The following is a 19,558-nucleotide window of genomic DNA, read 5'->3' as shown; positions in this document are numbered from 1 at the left end:
CGCTTACCTTCACTTTCGGGGGCGCCCGGGCCTGACCAGGAACCAGCTGGCCAGGACGACGCCCCCGAACGCGGTGTAAGCGAGAATAAATACCCACTCCGGCGCACTGTAATACAGTAAGGATTGCAGCCAGTGCTGAATGAACGAGCCCTCATACCCGGCCGCGCCGGCTCTCTCCCTCAGCTCCATTTCCCAGACCGTGAGCGGGCACAGCACCCCCAACCAGGCCTGCAGCACAACAATGACGATGACCACCAGGTGCGTGACCCGGAACCAGACATTCCGCACCCAACTCCACTTGAGGAAATGGCCAATAAAAATCGCTGCCAGACCGAAAATAACAAAGCCCACCAGCAGTACATGCAGCACCAGCAGTGAATCTGCCAACAGGAGATAGAGCTCAGGGGACAAGAGAATACGCCTTTTTCACCCGTATCATGGCGATTCTGGCACACTCCGGACGCTGTGTGTGAACTCCCACTTCAATGGCTTGATCGCCAATAGAACATCCCCGACTGCTTCCCGAGGATGGTTGCTTCAAAGCGGGTTTGAGCGGCCTGCCCAGCCAGCCCGTAACACACGTGCAGCGGCAACAGATGCTCTTCACGGGGGTGGCAAAACCGGGCGTGGGGGCCTGGTCCCAGTGCCTCAGACGGTCTGCCCGATCCGTTTCAGTGATCGTTGCATTTGTGCAGGTTTCTTCCAGCCAGTGCTCGAAGGCCTGATTCCGGGCCTGGATTTCCGGCGTGTTCGGCGCAAAAAATGCGCGCATATTGTGAAAGGAAAATCCCGAGCCGATCACCAGCAGGTTGTCATAGTCCAAAACCCGCAAAGCCCGGCCAATGGCCAGGTGAGTTTCCGCATTCATGGTATTCACCAGTGACAACTGCACGCACGGGATATCCGCCCCCGGGTACATCAGCTTCAGTGGAACGAACAGGCCGTGATCGAAGCCGCGCTGATCATCCAGTCTCGCCGGTATCCCGGCGTTACCTAGCGCTGTATGAACCTGTCCCGCGAGCGTCGGTTCTCCAGGACACGGGTACCAAATGACGTAGGACTCCGGAGGGAAGCCGTAGTAATCGTAGATCAACGGCGGATTAGCGCCGGACGTGATGGTCGGTACCGACTCTTCCCAATGGGCACTGATCACCAGGATGGCCGAAGGTTTGGCCAATTGGCCGGCCATTTCCACGAGCCGCTCGACCATCTCGCGATGGCCGGGGTCTCCCAGCAACGGCATCGGCCCGCCACCGTGGGAAATGAACAGCACATCGGTACTTGTCTGCATGGTTGTCACTCCCGAACAAACGCTCCCCGGGGATATCAGGGAGCGACTTTGGTTCTTTGTGCCGATTCGATTATGCCGCCGCAGGCCTGCTGAATGCAGCACGAGCGCTCAGGCGTTGGAGCAGCACATTATCAAGGGCGAAGCGTCCACCACCCTGAATGGCCAGGGCCAAACTGACCACGAACAGGGTCAGGGCAAACTCATAGCCATTGTTGGACATGAACAGACCATTACCGATATGCACTGCGAAGACCGCCACCAGCATGGCTACCGCATTGACCAGTGCCGCCGGACGGGTCAGCAAGCCCAGGGCCAGCGCCAGGCCGCCGAAGAACTCGGCACTGCCGGCCATCAGCGCCATCAGGTAGCCCGGCTCCAGGCCGATGCTGGCCATCCACTGACCGGTGCCTTCCAGGCCGTAGCCGCCAAACCAGGCAAACAATTTCTGCGCGCCATGGGCCGCCAGAATGAGTCCGACCGGTACCCGCAGGATCAGAGCGGCAAAGCCGCCAGTAGAGCCGAAAAGCGCCTGGGCAAATTGAGTGTTCATAAGGGTCACCTTGAATCTTTCGCTGTTGATTGGCTCTGAAGCGCCGCTCCAGAAGATCGGACTACTTTACTATCGCCAGAATGAAAGACTAAGGTGGACAACGTTGTCTTATTATCAACCGTATGTTGATAATGTGCGATCACAACAAGTCAGGACAAACCAATGGATCGTATCGATGCCATGCGCGCCTTTGTTACCGTGGTAAACGAAGGCACTTTTACCCGTGCCGCGGAACGACTGGAGATGTCACCGCAGCTGGTTAGTAAATACGTTTCCCAGCTTGAACAGCACCTGGGCGTATGCCTGCTCAACCGCACCACCCGCAAACTTCACCTGACCGAAGCCGGCACCCGCTACCACCAGCGCGCCGAACAGGTGCTCACCGACATCGACGACCTGGAAAACCAGCTGGGCGACCTGCAGACCGAGGCCCGCGGCCTGTTACGCATCAGTGCCCCCGTGTCCTTCGCCATCCGCCACATGGCCCTCCTGCTGACCGAATTCCAGCAGACCCACCCCGCCGTCGACATCGACCTGCAGCTGAACGACCGCAAGGTGGATATCGTCGAGGAGGGCTTTGACGTGGCCCTGCGCATCGGCCACCTCAAAAGCTCGTCACTGATCGCCAAGCGCATCGCACCGGTGCGGCTGGTGATGTGCGCCTCGCCGGATTACCTGGAACAGCACGGCACACCCCGGTGCCCGGAGGACCTCCGGAATCACCGGTACCTGCGCTACAGCTACATGGATCAGGATGCCACCGGACAGGTTCACCGCTGGCTTCAGAGTGCGGGTGACCATTCGACGGGCGACATGGTCAGCAATAATGGCGATGTGCTGGTGGAGGCCGCTATTGCCGGGGCCGGCATCGCGGTTCAGCCCACCTTCATCGCAGGCTCAGCGATCCGGGACGGCAAGCTGCGGGTCATACTCACCGATCATGAACCGGAGCCCATGGCGTTATACGCGGTGTACGCGCACCGGCAGTTGCTGGCCAGCAAGGTACGCAGCTTTGTCGACTTTCTCGACGGCTACTTCGGAGATCCTCCCTATTGGGACCGCTTCGAGTGAACTAAAGTGACTGCACTGGAGTGAAAAACTCGGACAGCAACCAATGGCAAACGACCCTCTCGCACTTGAGCAACTCTACCAGCAACAGTCCCGGCGGGTGCTCGCAACCCTCATCCGCCTGCTCGGCGATTTCGCTCTGGCCGAGGAGGCCATGCAGGAGGCCTTCACCGCCGCCATCCGCCAATGGCCGGAGGAAGGTACCCCCGACAACCCGACAGCCTGGCTGATTCGCGCGGCCCATCGCAAAGGCATCGACCAGATCCGGCGTAAGCAGACCGCCCGCCCGGCAGTATTCCCATCTTCTGGCAAACGATGAAGACGTTGCTCCCGAGCCCGATGAGCAAACCATCGCAGACGACCAGCTCCGGCTGCTGTTCACTTGCTGCCATCCCAGCCTTTCCATAGATGCCCGGGTAGCCCTGACACTTCGGGAGATGTGTGGACTGACCACCGAGCAGGTAGCCAGCGCCCTGCTGCAAAAGCCCGCGACCCTGGCCCAACGCATCGTGCGCGCCAAGAAAAAGATCCGGGAAGCGGGGATCCCCTACGAGATTCCCGCAGCGAGAGAACTTCCGCAGCGTTTGCCGGATGTGCTCCGAGTTATTTACCTGGTATTCAATGAAGGCTACTCCCGAAGCGACGGAGACGCGGTTGTTGACACCGGTCTTGCCAATGAGGCAATCCGGCTTGCCGAGGAGCTTGGACGCATGCTGCCTCAAGGGGAAGTGTTTGGACTTCTCGCACTGATGCGGCTACACCACTCCCGACGTCATGCTCGCCAGGACGCCCACGGTGAGCTGGTAACCCTCGAAGATCAGGACCGTACCTTATGGGACCAACAGGACATCCATCAGGGACTTCAGTGGCTGGAACTCGCCCTCGCCGCTTCCCCTACCGGTCCCTATACCCTGCAGGCCTCCATCGCTGCCGTGCATGCCCAAGCGCTTCAGGTAGAAGCCACCGACTGGGCCCGAATCGCCCGTCTTTATGATGCCCTGTACCGCCAGCAGCCCTCTCCGGTAATCGCACTCAACCGGGCGGTTGCCGTTGCCATGCGTGACACGCCGGCAGATGGACTTCGGCTGCTTGATGCCCTCATCACCGAAAAAGAGATCCTCAATTACCACCTGTTCCATGCCGCGCGCGCCGATCTCTATCGCCGCGCCGGCGACCCGAAAGCGGCAGCAGCGGCGTACCAACGCGCCATAGAGCTGACCAGCCAGGGTCCCGAGCAACGATTCCTTCAACGTCGGCTGGCAGAACTCGAGCCGAATACCTGAAAAAAGTTTCCGATGCTGTCGATTTCCGTTGGTGCTGGACGACTCCCTTATAAAAGACCACCAACAAAGGAGCAGACCATGAAATACGTTGCCCTGGTGTATTACCAGGAAAGCATCATCGATGCGATGACCGAGCAGGAGTGGCACGACCTCAACCAGGAATGCGTGGCCGGCGTGGAGCGGCTCTCAGCCCAGGGCAATTTTGTGACCGGCCAGCCCCTGCAACCGGTGGATACCGCCACCACCGTTCGGGTCCGGAATGAGGAGGTGCTGATCACCGATGGACCCTTCGCGGAAACCAAGGAACAACTGGCGGGGTTCTACCTGCTGGAAGCCAGGGATCTGAACGAGGCGATTCAACTGGCAAGCCGGATTCCTCCCGCCCGTTTTGGCAGTATCGAGGTAAGACCTGCTCGGGAACTGCCCCCAAAAGACTGAACAAGGAGACTCGCCATGAGCTATATCGATGGATTTGTTGCAGCCGTACCCACCGCCAACAAGGCGAAATACATCCGGCACGCCAGTGATGCGGCAGCCGTCTTCAAGGAACACGGTGTTGTGAAGATGGTGGAATGCTGGGGAGATGATGTACCCGAGGGTGAAGTCACCTCGTTTCCCATGGCGGTCAAAAGCCGCCCGGATGAGACGGTAGTGTTCTCATGGCTGGTTTGGCCCTCCCGGGAGGTACGGGATAAGGCCATGCCCAGAATCATGGAAGACCCCCGCTTACAGCCGGATGTGAATCCCATGCCTTTTGACGGCAAGCGGCTCATCTACGGGGGCTTTGAAGTCGTGGTGGAGGAATAGAAGGGCGCTCAGGCGCCCCCGGATTCTCCCGATGGCATACCTGCGGCCCGTGCCCGGGCCGCGTGCAATTTCTTGTAGCTCTCGACCAGTCGCAGGTGCTTCTCCAGACCTTCGAGCTGCATGTTGGTCGGCGTCAGACCATGGAAGCGCACGGTGCCTTCCACGGAGCCGACTACCGCATCCATGGTGTCGTCGCCGAACATGCGGCGGAAGTTGACGATGTAGTCTTCCAGCTCCAGTTCCTCATCAAGGGTCACTTCCAGCACCGCCTGCATGGCCTGGTAGAACAGACCACGTTCGACGGTGTTGTCGTTGAACTGCAGGAACATCTCGACAAATTCCAGCGCTTCCTCATGCCAGCCCAGGGCCAGGCAGATCAGTAGCTTGAGCTCGAGGATGGTCAGCTGCCCCCACACGGTGTTCTCATCAAACTCCACGCCGATCAGGGCGATGATGGTCATGTAGTTATCGAGCTGGCTCGCTTCCAGCCGCTCCGCCAGGTCCGCCAGCTGCTCGTCACTCAGGGCGTGCAGGTTGAGGATGTCTTCCCGGTAGTCCAGGGCCATGTTGGTGTTGTCCCAGATCAGGTCCTCCACCGGATAGACCTCGGAGTAGCCCGGCACCAGGATGCGGCAGGTCGGGGCGCCAAGATCCTCATGCACCGCCACGTAAACTTCTTTGCCCAGGTCCGCGAGGATACCGAAGAGCAGATCGGCCTCTTCCTCGTTGCTGCCGGAGAAGTTCCAGTCACTGAACTCGTAGTCGGACTTCGCGCTGAAGAAGCGCCAGGACACCACGCCGGTGGAGTCGATGAAGTGCTCCACGTAATTGTTGGGTTCGGACACGGCCAGGCTGTTGAAGGTGGGCGGCGGCACGTCGTTCAGGCCCTCGAAGCTGCGGCCCTGCATCAGCTCGGTCAGGCTGCGTTCCAGGGCCACATGGAAGCTCGGGTGCGCCCCGAAGGAGGCGAACACACCGCCGGTTTTCGGGTTCATCAGGGCCACACACATCACCGGGAACCGACCACCCAGGGAGGCATCTTTCACCAGCACCGGGAAGCCCTGGGCTTCCAGCGCCTCGATGGCTTCCACGATCTCGGGATAGCGCTCAAGCACATGCCGGGGCACATCCGGCAGGGCAATCTCTTCCTCGATGATCTGCTTCTTCACCGCCCGCTCGAAAATCTCGGACAGGCACTGCACCTTGGCCTCGGCAAGCGTGTTACCGGCACTCATGCCGTTGCTCAGGAACAGGTTCTCAATCAGGTTTGAGGGGAAATACACCACCTCACCATCGGACTGGCGCACGAACGGCAGGGAGCAGATACCCCGGTCCACCCGACCGGAGTTGGTATCAATCAGGTTGGAACCACCAAGCTCCCCCTCCGGGTTGTAGATGGCCAGGCAGTGGTCGTCCAGGATGCCTTCGGGCAGCTCATCCTCCGGGCCCGGCTGGAACCACTTCTCATCCGGATAATGCACAAAATCGGCGTTGGCAATTTCCTCGCCGAAGAACTGATCGTTGTAGAAGAAGTTGCAGTTCAGCCGCTCGATGAACTCGCCCAGGGCCGAACACAGGGCGCTCTCCTTGGTGGCACCCTTGCCGTTGGTAAAGCACATGGGCGAGGCGGCATCACGGATGTGCAGGGACCACACGTGGGGCACGATGTTGCGCCAGGAGGCGATCTCGATCTTCATGCCCAGCTCCCGCAGGATGCCGGTCATTCTGGCGATGGTCTGCTCCAGCGGTGCGTCCTTGCCCTCGATGAAGGTGTGATGTTCGCTGTCCGGCTCCACCATCAGCAGCGCCTGGGCATCCTCGTCCAGGCTTTCCACGGTCTCGATTTCGAAGTTCGGGCCGGTCTGCACCACCTTTTTCACGGTGCAGCGGTCGATCGAACGCAGAATGCCCTGGCGGTCCTTCTCGGGCAGATCCTCCGGCAGCTCCACCTGGATCTTGAAGATCTGGTTGTAGCGGTTCTCCGGGTCCACGATGTTGTTCTGGGACAGCCGGATGTTGTCGGTGGGAATGTTACGCGCCAGGCAATACACCCGGACAAAATAGGCCGCACACAGCGCTGAGGATGCCAGGAAGTAGTCGAAAGGACTCGGGGCCGAGCCATCGCCCTTGTAACGGATGGGCTGATCGGTGACGACGGTGAAATCGTCAAACTTGGCTTCAAGGCGGAGGTTGTCGAGAAAATTGACTTTGATTTCCATAGCGGGAGCACCAGGCTTGGAGAATTTCGGCGAGCCGTCAGGCTTAAACCCGTCATTATCCAGTTTTTGAGGGGGTTCGTCTCGAAGGCTTGGTACAAACCCCTAATCAGGCAGAGAAAAGCGGAGTCCTGATCCGGGTCATGTGCAAAACGCAAACTTGTGTTTAACTCTGTTGTATCGTTTCGGCTCACCCCGGGAAAAGGAACAGCCCATGGCAAGATCCGGCATTCAGACTCATGACGACGACGCGTCATCCCAACCAACCTGGCATGCCCTGAGCCAGGACGATCTGCTGGCGCAGCTTGATACCGACGGCGAAGGGCTGTCCGAGGAGGAGTCCAGACGGCGGCTGGCAGAATACGGGCCGAATGCGCTGCCTGAAGCCAGGCGGAGCAGCGTGCTGGTCCGCCTCTTCTCCCAATTCAGGAACCTTCTGATCTATGTGTTATTGGCAGCGGCCGCAATTGCCGCGGCACTGCATCACTGGATTGATACGGGGGTCATCCTGGCGGTCGTTCTGGTGAATGCCACCATCGGCTTTATCCAGGAGGGCAAAGCCGAGGATGCCCTGCGGGCTATCCGCCAGATGCTCTCGGCCAAGGCGATGGTAGTGCGCGAAGGACGTCGGGTATCGTTGCCCGCCGAGGAACTGGTGCCCGGGGACCGGGTAATGCTCCAATCGGGTGACAAGGTACCAGCCGACCTGCGGTTGCTGAAGGTCAAGGGGCTACAGGTCCAGGAAGCTGCACTTACCGGAGAGTCAGTGGCGGTCACGAAATCGCTTGATCCGATCCGGCCCGATGCGGTTCTGGGTGACCGACGGAACATGGCCTATTCAGGCACCCTGGTCACCCAGGGGCAGGGTACCGGCGTTGTTGTGGCGACTGGAATTGGTACCGAGATCGGGCGCATCAGCACCATGGTGTCACATGTGGAGTCGCTCACCACGCCCCTTCTGGAACAGATGAACCTGTTGGCGCGCTGGATCACCGCTGCCGTACTGCTGGTCGCAATGCTGGTCTTTGTGGCCGGGATCACCCTTCGGGATCACACAGCGGTGGAGATGTTCATGATCGTGGTCGGGCTGGCCGTGGCAGCCATACCCGAAGGCCTGCCGGCGATCCTCACCGTGACCCTGGCTATCGGCGTTCAGCGCATGGCCAGGCGCAAGGCCATCATCAGAAGGCTACCGGTGGTCGAGACTCTCGGTTCGGTCAGTATCATCGGCTCCGACAAAACCGGCACCCTGACCCGAAACGAAATGACGGTACGCAGTGTTGTCACTGTCGGGGACCACTATGCACTCAGTGGCACCGGCTATGATCCCCACGGCACGTTCGAGCGCGATGGTCAGACCTGCGAGCCGAGCGAGGATAACCTATTACACCAAACGCTCCTGGCATCGCTACTGTGCAACGATTCTTCAGTGGAGAAACGCGAGGGTGCTAACGGGTGGCAAGTCCATGGCGACCCGATGGAGGGCGCACTGCTGGTCGCCGCCATGAAAGCCGGAATGTACCCGGAACAGGAAAGCAAACAATACCCACGCACTGATCTCATTCCCTTCGAATCAGAGCACAAGTTCATGGCGACACTGCACCACAGTCATGAAGGACATGCCTTTATCTTCCTCAAGGGAGCCCCGGAGCGGGTGGTGGAACTGTGTGAGGAGGTAGTGGGAGCGGATCAGAACCAGCCGCTCGATCGTGATTACTGGCACCAACAAATCGAAGAGATGGCAGCACAGGGGCAGAGGGTATTGGCCGTGGCCACAAAGCCAGCTCGCGATGACCAGTCAGAGCTCACCTTCAATGATGTCCGGAACGGCCTTGCACTGCTCGGTCTTTATGGGCTGATCGACCCGCCCCGGGAAGAGGCGATCAGCGCCGTTAGCGAGTGCCAGGCAGCCGGAATCCGGGTGAAGATGATCACCGGTGATCATTCATCAACGGCGCGTGCTATCGCCGCGCAACTCAAGCTCCTGAACACTTCTGCGGCCATTACCGGGCACGAACTGGAATCGATGGACGATGCCGAGCTTCAGAAACGCCTGAGTGAGGTGGACGTCTACGCGCGGGTCAGTCCCGAGCACAAACTGCGAATTGTCACCCTGCTACAGAAGCAGGGAGCCATCGTCGCCATGACCGGTGACGGTGTCAATGATGCGCCGGCGCTCAAGCGTGCCGATGTCGGCATCGCCATGGGCCACAAGGGCACCGAGGCAGCCAAGGAAGCCTCCGAGATGGTGATCAGCGATGACAATTTCGCCTCCATCGTCGATGCGGTGCGTGAGGGACGCACCGTTTACGACAACCTGAAAAAAGCCATTGCCTTTCTGTTGCCCGTTAATGGTGGCGAATCCGTCAGCATCATCGTGGCTATCCTCGCGGGACTGACTCTGCCCATTGCACCCCTGCAGATTCTCTGGGTCAATATGGTCAGCTCGGTGGCGCTGGCGATGGCACTGGCTTTCGAAGTCAGTGAGAACGACATCATGAAACGCCCGCCACGGCCCGCCAAGGAATCGATGCTCACCTCCTTCCTGGTGTGGCGCATATTGCTGGTTTCGTCGCTGTTCGCCGCGGGAATCTTCGGCATCTTCAGCTGGACCCAATACCACGGCTACAGCCTTGAGGAATCGCGCACTTATGCCGTCAATACCCTCGTCATCATGGAAATTTTCTATCTGTTCAGTGTGCGCCGTCTTCGCAGCACTTCGCTGGGATTCGCCGGACTGTTTGGCTCGGGCAAGGTCCTGGTGGCAGTCGGCGTGGTGATATTACTGCAATTGATTTTCACCTACGCACCGTTCATGGAAACATTCTTTGGCACCCGGCCCATCCCTGCCGCTATGTGGTTCGTGATACTTGCTATCGGACTGGGCGTGCTCATGATACTCGAATTGGAAAAGTGGCTGACTGGCAAACTGTTTCCCATGCGCTAATCTTGAATGTGACGGGTTTTGAGTACCTGTACTCGCATCTGTCACACCGCTATTGAGGGAGAACTTATGGCAAATCAGGATTCTGCATCGTGTGACCGGCCTACCGGCTCGGTCGAGAGCGGCCCACCGCCGGAAACAACTGAACCAACCGCGAAAGAAGAGGTATCTGTGATGGCAGCACGTGTCGGGCAAAAGGCCCCGGACTTCACAGCACCGGCCTATCACAAGGGGGGATTCACCAACGTGTCGCTCTCCGATTATGCCGGCAAGTGGGTGATGCTCTGTTTCTATCCGGGTGATTTCACATTCGTCTGAGCTACTGAAGTGTCGGCGGTCGCCGCAAATTATCAGAAGCTCCAGGATCTGGATGTTGAAGTCATTTCAGTCAGTGTCGACAGTCAGTTCGTGCACAAGATCTGGGATGAGCACGAACTGAGCAAAATGATCGGAGGAGAAGTCCCCTTCCCGATGGTGGCCGATCAAAACGGCGCCTTGGGCCGGGCCTACGGTTGCTGGGAAGAGAATCAGGGCGTTGAGCTCCGCGGTCGGTTCATCATCGATCCCGATGGTGTCATCCAGGCCATGGAAATGCTCACCCCGCCAGTCGGCCGCAAGCTGGGTGAAACCATCCGGCAGATTCAGGCCTACCAGCACGTTCGTGCGACTCAAGGCAAAGAAGCCTGTCCGGCCGGTTGGGAACCGGGCAAGACCACCCTCAAACCCGGGCCGGATCTGGTCGGGAATGTCTGGAAGGTCTGGAATCCCTCCATGGAATGATCGGTCTCATCTCGTAGCCAAGCATCACGAACCCCGTCCCAGTGGCGGGGTTCTTTTTGGCTGGAAGGCGGGACGATGACAACAAATGGAACTCCATGATGAATGCTCTTTCAAAGTTGCCCTCGGTCAGCCATCTGCTAACCCATGACCGCATCGAGGCCCTGGTTGAAGCCCATGGTCGCGCCGTCATTACCGGCCTGATTCGCGACCAGTTGGCCTCAGCCCGCGAGGCCGGCCGTAATGGGGCACCGATTCCGGATGAATCAAGCCTGATCGAGGATGTGTCCGCCGCCGCGCAGGCACAGGCCCTTCCCCGCCTGCGCCCGGTGTTCAACCTGACCGGCACCGTGCTGCACACCAATCTCGGCCGCGCTTCACTGCCCGAGGAGGCCATCGCGGCCCTGGTCGAGGCGGCCCGCAACCCCTGTGCACTGGAGTACGATATCGAGCAAGGCGGCCGGGGTGATCGCGACGACGTGGTCGAGCAACTGCTTTGCGAACTGACCGGTGCCGAGGCCGCCACGGTGGTCAACAACAACGCCGCCGCGGTGTTTCTTCTGCTCAATACCCTGGCCCACAAGAAAAAAGTGGTGGTTTCCCGGGGTGAGCTGGTCGAGATCGGTGGTGCGTTCCGGGTCCCGGATATCATGAAACGGGCCGGTGCCAAGCTGGTCGAGGTTGGCACCACCAACCGCACCCACCTCAGGGATTTCGACGGCGCCATCAGCCCGCGCACCGGCATGTTCATGAAGGTACACACCAGCAACTATGCCATCGAGGGCTTCACCCACGCCGTTCCCGAACACGAACTCGCCACCCTCGCCCATGAGCACGAATTGCCCTTCGCGGTGGATCTGGGCTCGGGTACCCTGACCGATCTCGAACGCTGGGGATTACCCCATGAGCCCACCCCGCGCGAAAGCATCGAGGCCGGCGCCGACCTGGTCACCTTCTCCGGTGACAAGCTGCTCGGCGGCCCGCAAGTGGGAATGCTGGTGGGCCGCCGCGACCTGATTGCCCAGATCAAACAGAACCCGCTAAAGCGGGCGTTGCGCGTCGGCAAGCTGACTCTGGCCAGCCTGGAAGCCGTACTGCGCCTGTATCGCGATCCGGATCGGCTGTCACAACGCCTGACCACCCTGCAGCAACTGACCCGGCCCGAGGCCGAAATTCGCGAAGCCGCCCAGCGGCTGCTGCCAGAGCTGAAATCCGCGCTCGACGCGTGGCCGGTGGACGTGGAGATCGTCCCGCTGCGCTCCCAGATCGGTTCGGGTTCGCTGCCGGTGGATCGCCTGCCCTCCGCCGGTCTCGCGGTGCGTCCGCAAGGCCGCAGCGGTAGCGTGCTCAACCATCTCGAGGCCCGCTTGCGCCGCCTGCCCAAGCCGGTGGTCGGCCGCATCGAGGACGGCGCCCTGCTGCTCGACCTGCGCTGCCTGCCGCCAGAACAGGAAGCGAATTTCACGGCGCAACTGGATCTGCCCCAAACCCCGACACGCTGAGCCCCGCACCATGCTGATAGGCACCGCCGGACACATCGACCACGGCAAAACCACCCTCGTCAAAGCGCTGACCGGCGTCGACGCCGACCGCCTGCCGGAGGAAAAGGCCCGCGGCATCACGGTCGACCTGGGCTATGCCTATAGCCCCCTGCCGGACGGTTCGGTGTTGGGATTCGTTGACGTACCCGGCCATGAAAAACTCATCCGGAACATGCTCGCCGGCTCGACCGCCATCGATTTCGCGCTCCTGGTCATTGCCGCTGACGACGGACCGATGCCCCAGACCCGGGAACACCTGGAACTGCTCGACCTGCTGGACCGGACACAGGGCGCAGTCGCCCTGACCAAGATCGATGCGGTCTCGCCCGAGCGGCTTGAGCAGGCACAAGAAGAAATCAAGGAACTGCTCGCCGGGACCGGGCTTAGGGACAGCCCCGTCTTTCCCCTGTCCGGCCACACCGGCGAGGGCGTGCCGGCTCTGCGGGGGTATCTGGAAACCGCCGCAGCCGCCTGGCCCACCCGGCCGGCAAAAGGCCGCTTCCGCCTTGCCATTGACCGGCGCTTCTCGATTACCGGCGTCGGCACGGTCGTGACCGGCACGGCCCACGCAGGCACCGTCACCGTCGGCCAGACAGTCATGGTCTCACCGGCCGGCCTGACGGCACGAGTGCGAGGACTGCACGTTCAGGACCGGGAAGCCGAAACCGGCCGAGCCGGCGACCGCTGCGCCGTAGCCCTGAAAGGGGATTTCGACAAGCAGGACATCGAGCGGGGCATGCGGCTGATCGACCCGTCACTGCATCTGCCGCTCACGCGGTTCCAGGGCGAACTGCGGGTTCCGGCCGGCCAGCAACCGGTCAAGCACATGCAAACCGTGCATGTACACCTGGGCGCCGATGACATCATGGGGCGCGTGGCACTGCTCGATTGCAAGAAGGTGGAATCCGGCAACACAGCGCTGGCCGAAATCCTGCTGGAACGCGAAACCCTGGCCCTGCGGGGGGACTGCTTCATCCTGCGCGATGCCGGCGCGCGTCGCACCGTCGGCGGAGGCCGGGTGCTCGACATCTTCCCGCCCACGCGCCACAAACGCAGTGAACAACGCCTGGCGCTGCTTGACCAGATGCGCCGGGACGATCCTCTGGTCACACTGCAAACCCTGTCAGAACAGGCTGCGGCCGGCGTTGATTTGCGGCGTTTCACCCTGGACTGGAACCTGGCGGATGAGGAAGCTGAAGTGCTCTGGGAGCGGGCAGGGCTCAAGGTGATCCGGGATCGGGAGACCGCCACCGGTTTCACCCAACCGGCCTGGGAGGCACTCAAGACCCGGTTGCTCGATACCCTTGCCCGCGAACACGACAACAGCCCGGACATGATCGGTGTCGAGCCTGACCGTCTGCGCCGAATGACTGCCGCACGACTCGCCGGTGCTCCCTTCGACGCCCTCTGCAACGAACTGCTGGCATCCGGCCAGATCATCCAGACCCGGGCCTGGCTGCACCTGCCAACACACCGCGCCAATGTCACGGACGAAGACCGGGCGCAATTTGCCCGGCTCAAGCCACTATTGGACGAAAGGCCCTATAACCCGCCGCGCGTACGGGACGTCTTCCACGCCACCGGCGTGCCGGAGCACGAGGTGCGGCAACTATTCAAACGCCTCGCCCGTGCCGGAGAACTCTACCCGGTCGCCCACGACCACTATTTCACCACCGACGCCGTGGCTGAGCTGGCCGGGATCGTCCGCCAGCTCAATGAAACCCAGGACGGCGCCCGAGCAGCGCCTTTTCGGGACATCCTCTATCCGGACGGCAGCGGCGGTCGCAAGGTGGCTATTCGCATTCTCGAATTCTTCGATCGCATCGGCTACACTCGGCGAGTCCGTGACGACCATGTAATTCGCGAGGACAGTACTGCACCACCTTGGTCAGCAAGAAACGCTTAAGGAAGAGATCGTTCCCCGGTGGGGCGCCCGGTCTTCAAAACCGGGAGGGGTTGTCAAGCAATCCCTGGTAGGTTCGACTCCTGCTCTCTTCCGCCATCTCTACCCTTCCCGACTATTCGCCTGGCAGCCCCGAGACGAACAGAGCTTTTCGCCGCTCGCCTCGTATTTACACTGCTGCATCAACAACCAATGAGGAGAAAACACAATGATCGGCTACGTCACCATCGGTGTCAGTGACATGGAACGGGCAAAAGCCTTCTACAGCGAACTGCTGAGTGATCTGGGCGCCAAGGTATTGCTGGATATGGACCGCATCGCGTTCATCGGCAAGAGCATGCGCGAACCCACTCTGGCGGTATGCACACCGTTCAACGGCGAACCCAACCATCCGGGCAACGGCAACATGGTGGCCATCCACCCCGGATCGAAGGAGGCCGTCGATGCCCACTACAAAAAGGCCATTGAACTGGGCGCCACCTGTGACGGCGAACCGGGGCAGCGCATTCCGGGGCAGTTCTATGGGGCCTACGTGAAAGACCCGGATGGTAACAAGCTGGCGTTTTTCTACTTCGGGTAAGACGGCGATTCAATAAAGATGCAGGCCGCAGCCATGAGGGCGGCCTGCCAGAGTAATCATTCCGAACCAAAGCTGATTGTCAGTCCTTGATCACTTCCGTCTCGAAGCTCCCCAGCACGGTGCGCCAGTAATCAAAGACCTCCTCAAGATTATCGGCACTGACCCCTCCCTCCAGAATCACCGGCAACTCGATGACCGGATCGTTCTCATCATCCAGATAGGCCATGCCGACCAGCATTCTGGTATTCCAGCCGTTGAGCGTCTCCCAGTCGACATTGTCAGATATCCAAGCCGCTCTCAACAGGATCACGCCGCAGTTCTCACCATTGGTGCAATTATAAAAGTGAATAACGAAGCGGTTACCATCGATACGGCCAGTGATCATCGGGTCGCCGTCATCATCGGTGTCCAAGGTGGCATAGCCGAAACCCTTGGCAATCTCCAGGATATCCCCAGGCTTACTGCCATCGATCATCTTTGCAGCATGCGCCATACCGCCACCCAATAAGATCGCAAGGCAAGCAAATGCCATCAGCAGATACTTCAAATGTTTATCGTTCAAAAAATGTTCCTCCAGATTATGTACGGCCAGAAGTATACCAATACGGACTAGCAATCACCCTGTCAGCGGGGAGCTCTTGCTTGATCAATCCACGCCCATTTTCCTCGAACTTGCCATAATAAAAATTCAAAAGTTCAGGAGCTCAGTATGCATCCCCACCATATTGCCTGGAGTGTTTGCCTGATTCCCATCATCGCGGCTCACGGGTCATTTTTCTTTGGATTATGGGAAGGGGTGGCAAACGAATGCGTGCCTTATGTCGGAGGGTGCACATCCATCAGTCGTGCGGCCCGTGAAGGCAATGCGATCTTTCTGTTTCGCGGCCTGATGATGCCCGTGGCTGCTTTACTGGTTTTATTCTGGTACCTGCAAAGCGTCTGGTTAAAGCAGATCACACAAAAGGCCCATCCCTGGACCTTTGTTTCAGGGGCTATTGGCGCGCTCTTCCTGATTCTCTATGTGGACTTCCTGGGAACCGAAGGCGATTTCTACCAGTTCCTGCGCCAATACGGCACGACGCTCTATTTTGCCCTGACGGTACTGGCACAGATGTTCAGTATTCGAAGCCTTCAACAGAAATCGACCGAGCTGGACACCCACATCCGCCGCTACCTGAGCCTGCAGTTCCTGTTAATGGTGCTCTATTGGTGCCTGGGCATCGCCAACGTTGTCATCAAAGCCACCGGCGTCAGCTGGGCCGATCAGTCGGAGAACGTCATCGAATGGCACTTTGCGTTATACATGTCCCTCTACTTCGGGTTATCCGCGATGATGTGGAAGCGAAGCAGGTTTGACTGGCAGTTCAGTGTTGGGAAACCGTAATTGGTGTCCGCTGCATTCTCTCCCTTTGGGCTACCTCAGCACTTCGATTTTCACGTCGATCAAGCCCGATGATGTGCTCCCGATACTACTGAACGCAGATTTCGAGAGATCAATGATACGGCCCTTCACGAATGGCCCACGATCGTTGATTTTTACAACGACATTCTTGCCATTCTCCAGGTTGGTGACTTTCACCTCTGAACCGAACGGCAACTTTTTATGTGCTGCGGTAGGAAGCTCGTGCTTATAAAGCTCGCCACTGGCAGTCTGTCTGTTCTGGAACTTATCCCCATAAAAAGACGCTTGCCCGGTTTCAGTGAATCCAGCCCAGCTACCCCCGGCCACAGGCTGGACACTTGAACATCCTGCGATCAGGCTGAAAAATGCAACTACTACTAAATTTTTGAACGTATTCATCTTGGTCCGAGTCTTTTGTTGGGCTTACGCCCGGCTCACACGCCGGTTTGGAGCCGCGAACCGGGGGGAAAATCGGTCACTGTGCAGCCGATTGTTAAATCCTTTGGCGTACGGTATTCTGAACATGACCAATATCCTGTACAGGAGCAACCTTATGGATGCCATTAGCTACACAGCCGCTAGAACCAATCTAGCAAAAACCATGGAGCAGGTCTGTGAGGACCATTCTCCAGTAATCATTACCCGGAGTAAGGCGCAGTCCGTGGTAATGATCTCACTTGAAGACTACGAGGCGCTGCAAGAAACTGCATACCTTTTGCGCGCACCAAAGAACGCCCGTCGTTTGCTGGAATCCGTTGCCGAACTGGAACAAGGCGGTGGTCAGGAAAAGGAACTTCTTGAATGAAACTGATCTTCTCCGAGAACGCATGGGAAGACTATCTGTACTGGCAGAAAACCGAAAAAAAGATTCTTAGCCGAATCAACAAGCTGATAAAAGAGACCAAGCGAGAACCGTTCGAAGGTGTTGGTAAACCAGAGCCCCTCAAACACAGCCTCGCCGGATACTGGTCTCGCCGGATCAACGAAGAACACCGAATAGTTTACAAAGTCACGGATGACGCTTTGCTTATCGCCCAACTCCGGTATCACTACTGATTTAACGCCCCCAATCACGCGCTTGTCGCGTGGATTGCATTGTTATGCCACCTGGACCAAAATATACCAATTATTGGTACTAGCGAGGTGGCATCATGCAAAAGAACACCAGCATCACTCTAGGCCAACATTTTGATGCGTTCATTGCGGAACAACTCAAAAATGGCCGATACAGCTCAACCAGCGAAGTTGTTCGTGCAGGATTGCGCCTGCTTGAAGAGTCCGAAACCCGCCTGACTGCTCTCCGCAAACTGCTTAAAGAAGGCGAGGACAGTGGTTTTGAAGACTACTCCTATGACTCGTTCATTCGCGAACTGGACAACGAAGAGCGCTGATGCCGAACTTCAAGCTTTCCAGGAAGGCCAAAGCTGACCTCAAATCGATTGCACTTTACACGGAGCGTGAATGGGGCCGGGATCAGCGAAACCACTACATTTTTCAGTTCGACCAGTGCTTCAACCTACTAGGTGAAAATCCGAACCTCGGGCAATCCTGCGAGGAGATCAGCCCAGGCTACCGACAGTACCCCCAAGGAAGCCACATCATCTTTTATCGGGTAGCCACCGACGGTGTCGTTGAAGTTATCCGTATCCTGCACAAACGCATGTTGCCAGAAGGGCATCTTCTTTAAGGCATAACGCCCGCCATCACCGGTGACAAAACCAGAGCGAAGCGGAGGTTTTGGCATCCGGTGCATGGCCTGGTTACACCTCACTCTGGTCAGTGAAGCTGATTGAAAACTTCCGGGTGTTGCTCAGCAATGCGCAGAAGCGCAACCGCAGGCCCCTGCGGCTCGCGCCGACCCTGTTCCCAATCCTGAAGGGTTCGCACACTCACACCCATAAGACCGGCAAACGCAGATTGCGACATGTTCAACTTCAGCCTGATCACTTTAGGCGGTGAGGGCTCTGATAGCTCATGGGTTCGTAGAGCCAATTTGCCCTTCTTGAACTGCTTGATTTCATTGATGCCATCAAGAATTTCTGCCCCAAGGTTCCTGTCACCCATTTTTGATTGCCTCCGCTATCTGCTTGAGCGTATGGCCAGGAATGCTGGCGCGCTCTGATTTACTGTACAGCGTGAGCATCCATATCTCGTGGTCAGACTTCTTCCAGTAGTAAATGGCTCTGATACCACCGCTCTTTCCCGAACCCGCTGGTGCCCATCGAACTTTACGAACGCCACCTGAGCCTTTGATTAGATCCCCGGCATCCGGCTTCTGCAAAAGGTAGGTTTGAAGCCCACGATATTCCTCGTCCGTGAGGTAATTCGGCAATAGCTTGGTGAACGTTGAGGTTTCGATGAATAGCATTGCCAAAATATACGGCGTTGCCGTACAGACGTCAAGGTCGGATCAGTGAGGTGTAACGCTTGGCTTTGCGGCGTGCCGGAGCGCCAGCGCAGGCGCGTCCGACAACAGCCACTGGTTAAGCTGCTTCGAAGTCCAGGCGATGAATACCATCCAGATTGACTGTGCCGCGAGCCACCCATAGGTCATACATATCTTGCATCGCCAACCAGCTCTCAGGAGTACGCCCGAGAACCTTGGACAGCCGCAAAGACATTTCAGGGCTAATGCCACTATCCCCTTTGAGCAGCCGAGACAAAGTAGAAGGTGAAACGCCCAGACTGGAAGCAAGCTGACGAGAGCTGATACCGAAAGGCTCCAGGTACACCTCGCGAATGAATTCACCAGGATGCGGCGGATTATGCATAGTCATTAGTGATAATCCTCATAATCAAGAATGTAGGCGTTGCCGTCCTGGAATTCGAACGTCATGCGCCAATTTCCGTTAACCCTAATCGACCACCGGCCTTTGTCTTTGCCCTTCAATGGATGAAGCCGAAAACCAGGGATATCCATGTCTTCCACTGAAGTCGCCGTATCCAGAGCAGCCAGCTGCATACGCAGCTTCTTGGCATGGTCGGGTTGTATGCCAGACGTGTGGCCGGTCGAGTAAAACCGCTTCAGTCCTTTGTGACGGAATGATTTAATCATGAGGGAATACTAGCATGTTGCGCACCACGCAACAATAGAGCTTAATCGGGATAGGGAGGCACCTCACGATGCCCCTCCTCCCACATCACCGGGCATACGGATCACGTACCACGGCGATTCAGTGACTTGATTCAACCCTTT

The 19,558-nt window shown here is 58.4% G+C and carries 23 protein-coding genes, 1 tRNA gene and 1 pseudogene; 15 read left to right on the top strand and 10 right to left on the bottom strand.

Annotated elements, in window-relative coordinates:
* Positions 1–9: 9 nt before the first annotated feature.
* The 3 genes from ACESMW_RS04780 to ACESMW_RS04770 form a co-directional block, all read right to left on the bottom strand.
* On the bottom strand, positions 10–411 hold the full coding sequence (locus ACESMW_RS04780; RefSeq protein WP_372985915.1) for a DUF2784 domain-containing protein: 402 nt from the start codon (positions 409–411) through the stop codon (positions 10–12).
* Positions 401–1,291 (bottom strand): DODA-type extradiol aromatic ring-opening family dioxygenase, encoded by an 891-nt coding sequence (locus ACESMW_RS04775; RefSeq protein WP_372985962.1) that lies wholly within the window; start codon positions 1,289–1,291, stop codon positions 401–403. The genes ACESMW_RS04780 and ACESMW_RS04775 overlap by 11 nt, the downstream gene beginning before the upstream one ends.
* Before the next feature lie 70 nt (positions 1,292–1,361).
* Complete coding sequence (locus ACESMW_RS04770; protein ID WP_372985914.1) at positions 1,362–1,841, bottom strand: DoxX family protein; 480 nt, start codon at positions 1,839–1,841, stop codon at positions 1,362–1,364.
* Between the two features lie 162 nt (positions 1,842–2,003).
* On the opposite strand from ACESMW_RS04770, the gene ACESMW_RS04765 reads away from it, so the two are divergent.
* The 4 genes and pseudogenes from ACESMW_RS04765 (at position 2,004) to ACESMW_RS04750 (ending at position 4,999) form a co-directional block, all read left to right on the top strand.
* A complete protein-coding gene (locus tag ACESMW_RS04765) occupies positions 2,004–2,912 on the top strand; it encodes a LysR family transcriptional regulator (protein WP_372985913.1) in 909 nt (302 codons plus the stop codon).
* A 43-nt stretch (positions 2,913–2,955) separates the two neighbouring features.
* Positions 2,956–4,192: pseudogene (locus tag ACESMW_RS04760) on the top strand (RNA polymerase sigma factor).
* A gap of 78 nt (positions 4,193–4,270) precedes the next feature.
* A complete protein-coding gene (locus ACESMW_RS04755; RefSeq protein WP_372985912.1) occupies positions 4,271–4,630 on the top strand; it encodes a YciI family protein in 360 nt (119 codons plus the stop codon).
* Positions 4,631–4,645: 15 nt separating this feature from the next.
* Entirely contained in the window at positions 4,646–4,999 is a 354-nt protein-coding gene (locus ACESMW_RS04750; RefSeq protein ID WP_372985911.1) for a DUF1428 domain-containing protein, read from the top strand.
* 8 nt (positions 5,000–5,007) lie between these two features.
* Here ACESMW_RS04750 and ACESMW_RS04745 read toward each other — a convergent pair whose 3' ends face one another.
* A complete protein-coding gene (locus ACESMW_RS04745; protein ID WP_372985910.1) occupies positions 5,008–7,218 on the bottom strand; it encodes an OsmC domain/YcaO domain-containing protein in 2,211 nt (736 codons plus the stop codon).
* A 211-nt stretch (positions 7,219–7,429) separates the two neighbouring features.
* Between ACESMW_RS04745 and ACESMW_RS04740 the strand changes: the two genes are divergently transcribed.
* The 6 genes from ACESMW_RS04740 to ACESMW_RS04715 all read left to right on the top strand — a co-directional run bounded on the left by ACESMW_RS04740 (position 7,430) and on the right by ACESMW_RS04715 (position 14,960).
* Complete coding sequence (locus ACESMW_RS04740; protein ID WP_372985909.1) at positions 7,430–10,162, top strand: cation-transporting P-type ATPase; 2,733 nt, start codon at positions 7,430–7,432, stop codon at positions 10,160–10,162.
* A 66-nt stretch (positions 10,163–10,228) separates the two neighbouring features.
* Positions 10,229–10,939: a thioredoxin-dependent peroxiredoxin gene (prxU, locus tag ACESMW_RS04735; RefSeq protein WP_372985908.1), complete on the top strand. Its 711-nt coding sequence runs from the start codon at positions 10,229–10,231 to the stop codon at positions 10,937–10,939.
* Positions 10,940–11,034: 95 nt separating this feature from the next.
* Positions 11,035–12,438, top strand: a complete 1,404-nt coding sequence (gene selA, locus ACESMW_RS04730; protein ID WP_372985907.1) for an L-seryl-tRNA(Sec) selenium transferase — start codon at positions 11,035–11,037, stop codon at positions 12,436–12,438.
* A 10-nt stretch (positions 12,439–12,448) separates the two neighbouring features.
* Entirely contained in the window at positions 12,449–14,383 is a 1,935-nt protein-coding gene (gene selB / locus ACESMW_RS04725; RefSeq protein WP_372985906.1) for a selenocysteine-specific translation elongation factor, read from the top strand.
* Positions 14,384–14,479, top strand: a tRNA-Sec gene (locus tag ACESMW_RS04720).
* A gap of 109 nt (positions 14,480–14,588) precedes the next feature.
* Positions 14,589–14,960 carry a VOC family protein gene (locus tag ACESMW_RS04715; protein WP_372985905.1) on the top strand — a complete coding sequence of 124 codons (372 nt, stop codon included), beginning with the start codon at positions 14,589–14,591 and terminating at the stop codon, positions 14,958–14,960.
* Between the two features lie 79 nt (positions 14,961–15,039).
* On the opposite strand, the gene ACESMW_RS04710 is transcribed toward ACESMW_RS04715, so the two are convergent.
* Entirely contained in the window at positions 15,040–15,522 is a 483-nt protein-coding gene (locus ACESMW_RS04710; protein WP_091998252.1) for a YbjN domain-containing protein, read from the bottom strand.
* A gap of 147 nt (positions 15,523–15,669) precedes the next feature.
* Here ACESMW_RS04710 and ACESMW_RS04705 point away from each other — a divergent pair, with 147 nt between their 5' ends.
* Positions 15,670–16,344: a hypothetical protein gene (locus ACESMW_RS04705; protein ID WP_372985904.1), complete on the top strand. Its 675-nt coding sequence runs from the start codon at positions 15,670–15,672 to the stop codon at positions 16,342–16,344.
* A 30-nt stretch (positions 16,345–16,374) separates the two neighbouring features.
* Here ACESMW_RS04705 and ACESMW_RS04700 read toward each other — a convergent pair whose 3' ends face one another.
* Complete coding sequence (locus tag ACESMW_RS04700; protein ID WP_372985903.1) at positions 16,375–16,761, bottom strand: septal ring lytic transglycosylase RlpA family protein; 387 nt, start codon at positions 16,759–16,761, stop codon at positions 16,375–16,377.
* Positions 16,762–16,915: 154 nt separating this feature from the next.
* Between ACESMW_RS04700 and ACESMW_RS04695 the strand changes: the two genes are divergently transcribed.
* The 4 genes from ACESMW_RS04695 to ACESMW_RS04680 all read left to right on the top strand — a co-directional run bounded on the left by ACESMW_RS04695 (position 16,916) and on the right by ACESMW_RS04680 (position 18,049).
* Complete coding sequence (locus ACESMW_RS04695; protein ID WP_007154508.1) at positions 16,916–17,167, top strand: type II toxin-antitoxin system Phd/YefM family antitoxin; 252 nt, start codon at positions 16,916–16,918, stop codon at positions 17,165–17,167.
* On the top strand, positions 17,164–17,418 hold the full coding sequence (locus ACESMW_RS04690; RefSeq protein WP_372985902.1) for a Txe/YoeB family addiction module toxin: 255 nt from the start codon (positions 17,164–17,166) through the stop codon (positions 17,416–17,418). Before ACESMW_RS04695 ends, ACESMW_RS04690 begins: the two co-directional genes overlap by 4 nt.
* Before the next feature lie 95 nt (positions 17,419–17,513).
* Complete coding sequence (locus tag ACESMW_RS04685) at positions 17,514–17,753, top strand: type II toxin-antitoxin system ParD family antitoxin (RefSeq protein ID WP_092002830.1); 240 nt, start codon at positions 17,514–17,516, stop codon at positions 17,751–17,753.
* On the top strand, positions 17,753–18,049 hold the full coding sequence (locus ACESMW_RS04680; protein WP_372985901.1) for a type II toxin-antitoxin system RelE/ParE family toxin: 297 nt from the start codon (positions 17,753–17,755) through the stop codon (positions 18,047–18,049). Before ACESMW_RS04685 ends, ACESMW_RS04680 begins: the two co-directional genes overlap by 1 nt.
* Positions 18,050–18,138: 89 nt before the next feature.
* Here the strand turns inward: ACESMW_RS04680 and ACESMW_RS04675 are convergent, their stop codons facing one another.
* The 4 genes from ACESMW_RS04675 to ACESMW_RS04660 form a co-directional block, all read right to left on the bottom strand.
* Complete coding sequence (locus ACESMW_RS04675; protein ID WP_012137897.1) at positions 18,139–18,426, bottom strand: helix-turn-helix domain-containing protein; 288 nt, start codon at positions 18,424–18,426, stop codon at positions 18,139–18,141.
* Positions 18,419–18,730, bottom strand: coding sequence for a type II toxin-antitoxin system RelE/ParE family toxin (locus ACESMW_RS04670; protein ID WP_012137896.1), 312 nt, complete (start codon positions 18,728–18,730; stop codon positions 18,419–18,421). Before ACESMW_RS04670 ends, ACESMW_RS04675 begins: the two co-directional genes overlap by 8 nt.
* A gap of 115 nt (positions 18,731–18,845) precedes the next feature.
* Entirely contained in the window at positions 18,846–19,139 is a 294-nt protein-coding gene (locus ACESMW_RS04665) for a HigA family addiction module antitoxin (RefSeq protein ID WP_023012140.1), read from the bottom strand.
* Positions 19,139–19,417, bottom strand: coding sequence for a type II toxin-antitoxin system RelE/ParE family toxin (locus ACESMW_RS04660; protein WP_031211838.1), 279 nt, complete (start codon positions 19,415–19,417; stop codon positions 19,139–19,141). The genes ACESMW_RS04665 and ACESMW_RS04660 overlap by 1 nt, the downstream gene beginning before the upstream one ends.
* Between the last annotated feature and the right edge of the window lie 141 nt (positions 19,418–19,558).

Origin of the sequence: Marinobacter sp. (assembly GCF_041690455.1) — a bacterium.
GTDB lineage: Bacteria > Pseudomonadota > Gammaproteobacteria > Pseudomonadales > Oleiphilaceae > Marinobacter.
Note: the sequence above shows the minus strand (reverse complement) of the source record. Positions and strands in the feature narration are given on the sequence as shown.

What these genes read in the sequence shown, in the direction of transcription:
- ACESMW_RS04700 (WP_372985903.1), bottom strand. Translation starts at nt 16,761, where the DNA reads ATGAATACGTTCAAAAATTTAGTAGTAGTTGCATTTTTCAGCCTGATC.
- ACESMW_RS04665 (WP_023012140.1), bottom strand. Translation starts at nt 19,139, where the DNA reads ATGACTATGCATAATCCGCCGCATCCTGGTGAATTCATTCGCGAGGTG.
- ACESMW_RS04705 (WP_372985904.1), top strand. Translation starts at nt 15,670, where the DNA reads ATGCATCCCCACCATATTGCCTGGAGTGTTTGCCTGATTCCCATCATC.
- ACESMW_RS04675 (WP_012137897.1), bottom strand. Translation starts at nt 18,426, where the DNA reads ATGGGTGACAGGAACCTTGGGGCAGAAATTCTTGATGGCATCAATGAA.
- ACESMW_RS04660 (WP_031211838.1), bottom strand. Translation starts at nt 19,417, where the DNA reads ATGATTAAATCATTCCGTCACAAAGGACTGAAGCGGTTTTACTCGACC.
- ACESMW_RS04765 (WP_372985913.1), top strand. Translation starts at nt 2,004, where the DNA reads ATGGATCGTATCGATGCCATGCGCGCCTTTGTTACCGTGGTAAACGAA.
- selB (WP_372985906.1), top strand. Translation starts at nt 12,449, where the DNA reads ATGCTGATAGGCACCGCCGGACACATCGACCACGGCAAAACCACCCTC.
- ACESMW_RS04745 (WP_372985910.1), bottom strand. Translation starts at nt 7,218, where the DNA reads ATGGAAATCAAAGTCAATTTTCTCGACAACCTCCGCCTTGAAGCCAAG.
- ACESMW_RS04695 (WP_007154508.1), top strand. Translation starts at nt 16,916, where the DNA reads ATGGATGCCATTAGCTACACAGCCGCTAGAACCAATCTAGCAAAAACC.
- ACESMW_RS04755 (WP_372985912.1), top strand. Translation starts at nt 4,271, where the DNA reads ATGAAATACGTTGCCCTGGTGTATTACCAGGAAAGCATCATCGATGCG.
- ACESMW_RS04685 (WP_092002830.1), top strand. Translation starts at nt 17,514, where the DNA reads ATGCAAAAGAACACCAGCATCACTCTAGGCCAACATTTTGATGCGTTC.
- ACESMW_RS04750 (WP_372985911.1), top strand. Translation starts at nt 4,646, where the DNA reads ATGAGCTATATCGATGGATTTGTTGCAGCCGTACCCACCGCCAACAAG.
- ACESMW_RS04715 (WP_372985905.1), top strand. Translation starts at nt 14,589, where the DNA reads ATGATCGGCTACGTCACCATCGGTGTCAGTGACATGGAACGGGCAAAA.
- ACESMW_RS04670 (WP_012137896.1), bottom strand. Translation starts at nt 18,730, where the DNA reads ATGCTATTCATCGAAACCTCAACGTTCACCAAGCTATTGCCGAATTAC.
- ACESMW_RS04740 (WP_372985909.1), top strand. Translation starts at nt 7,430, where the DNA reads ATGGCAAGATCCGGCATTCAGACTCATGACGACGACGCGTCATCCCAA.
- ACESMW_RS04680 (WP_372985901.1), top strand. Translation starts at nt 17,753, where the DNA reads ATGCCGAACTTCAAGCTTTCCAGGAAGGCCAAAGCTGACCTCAAATCG.
- ACESMW_RS04690 (WP_372985902.1), top strand. Translation starts at nt 17,164, where the DNA reads ATGAAACTGATCTTCTCCGAGAACGCATGGGAAGACTATCTGTACTGG.
- ACESMW_RS04770 (WP_372985914.1), bottom strand. Translation starts at nt 1,841, where the DNA reads ATGAACACTCAATTTGCCCAGGCGCTTTTCGGCTCTACTGGCGGCTTT.
- ACESMW_RS04775 (WP_372985962.1), bottom strand. Translation starts at nt 1,291, where the DNA reads ATGCAGACAAGTACCGATGTGCTGTTCATTTCCCACGGTGGCGGGCCG.
- selA (WP_372985907.1), top strand. Translation starts at nt 11,035, where the DNA reads ATGATGAATGCTCTTTCAAAGTTGCCCTCGGTCAGCCATCTGCTAACC.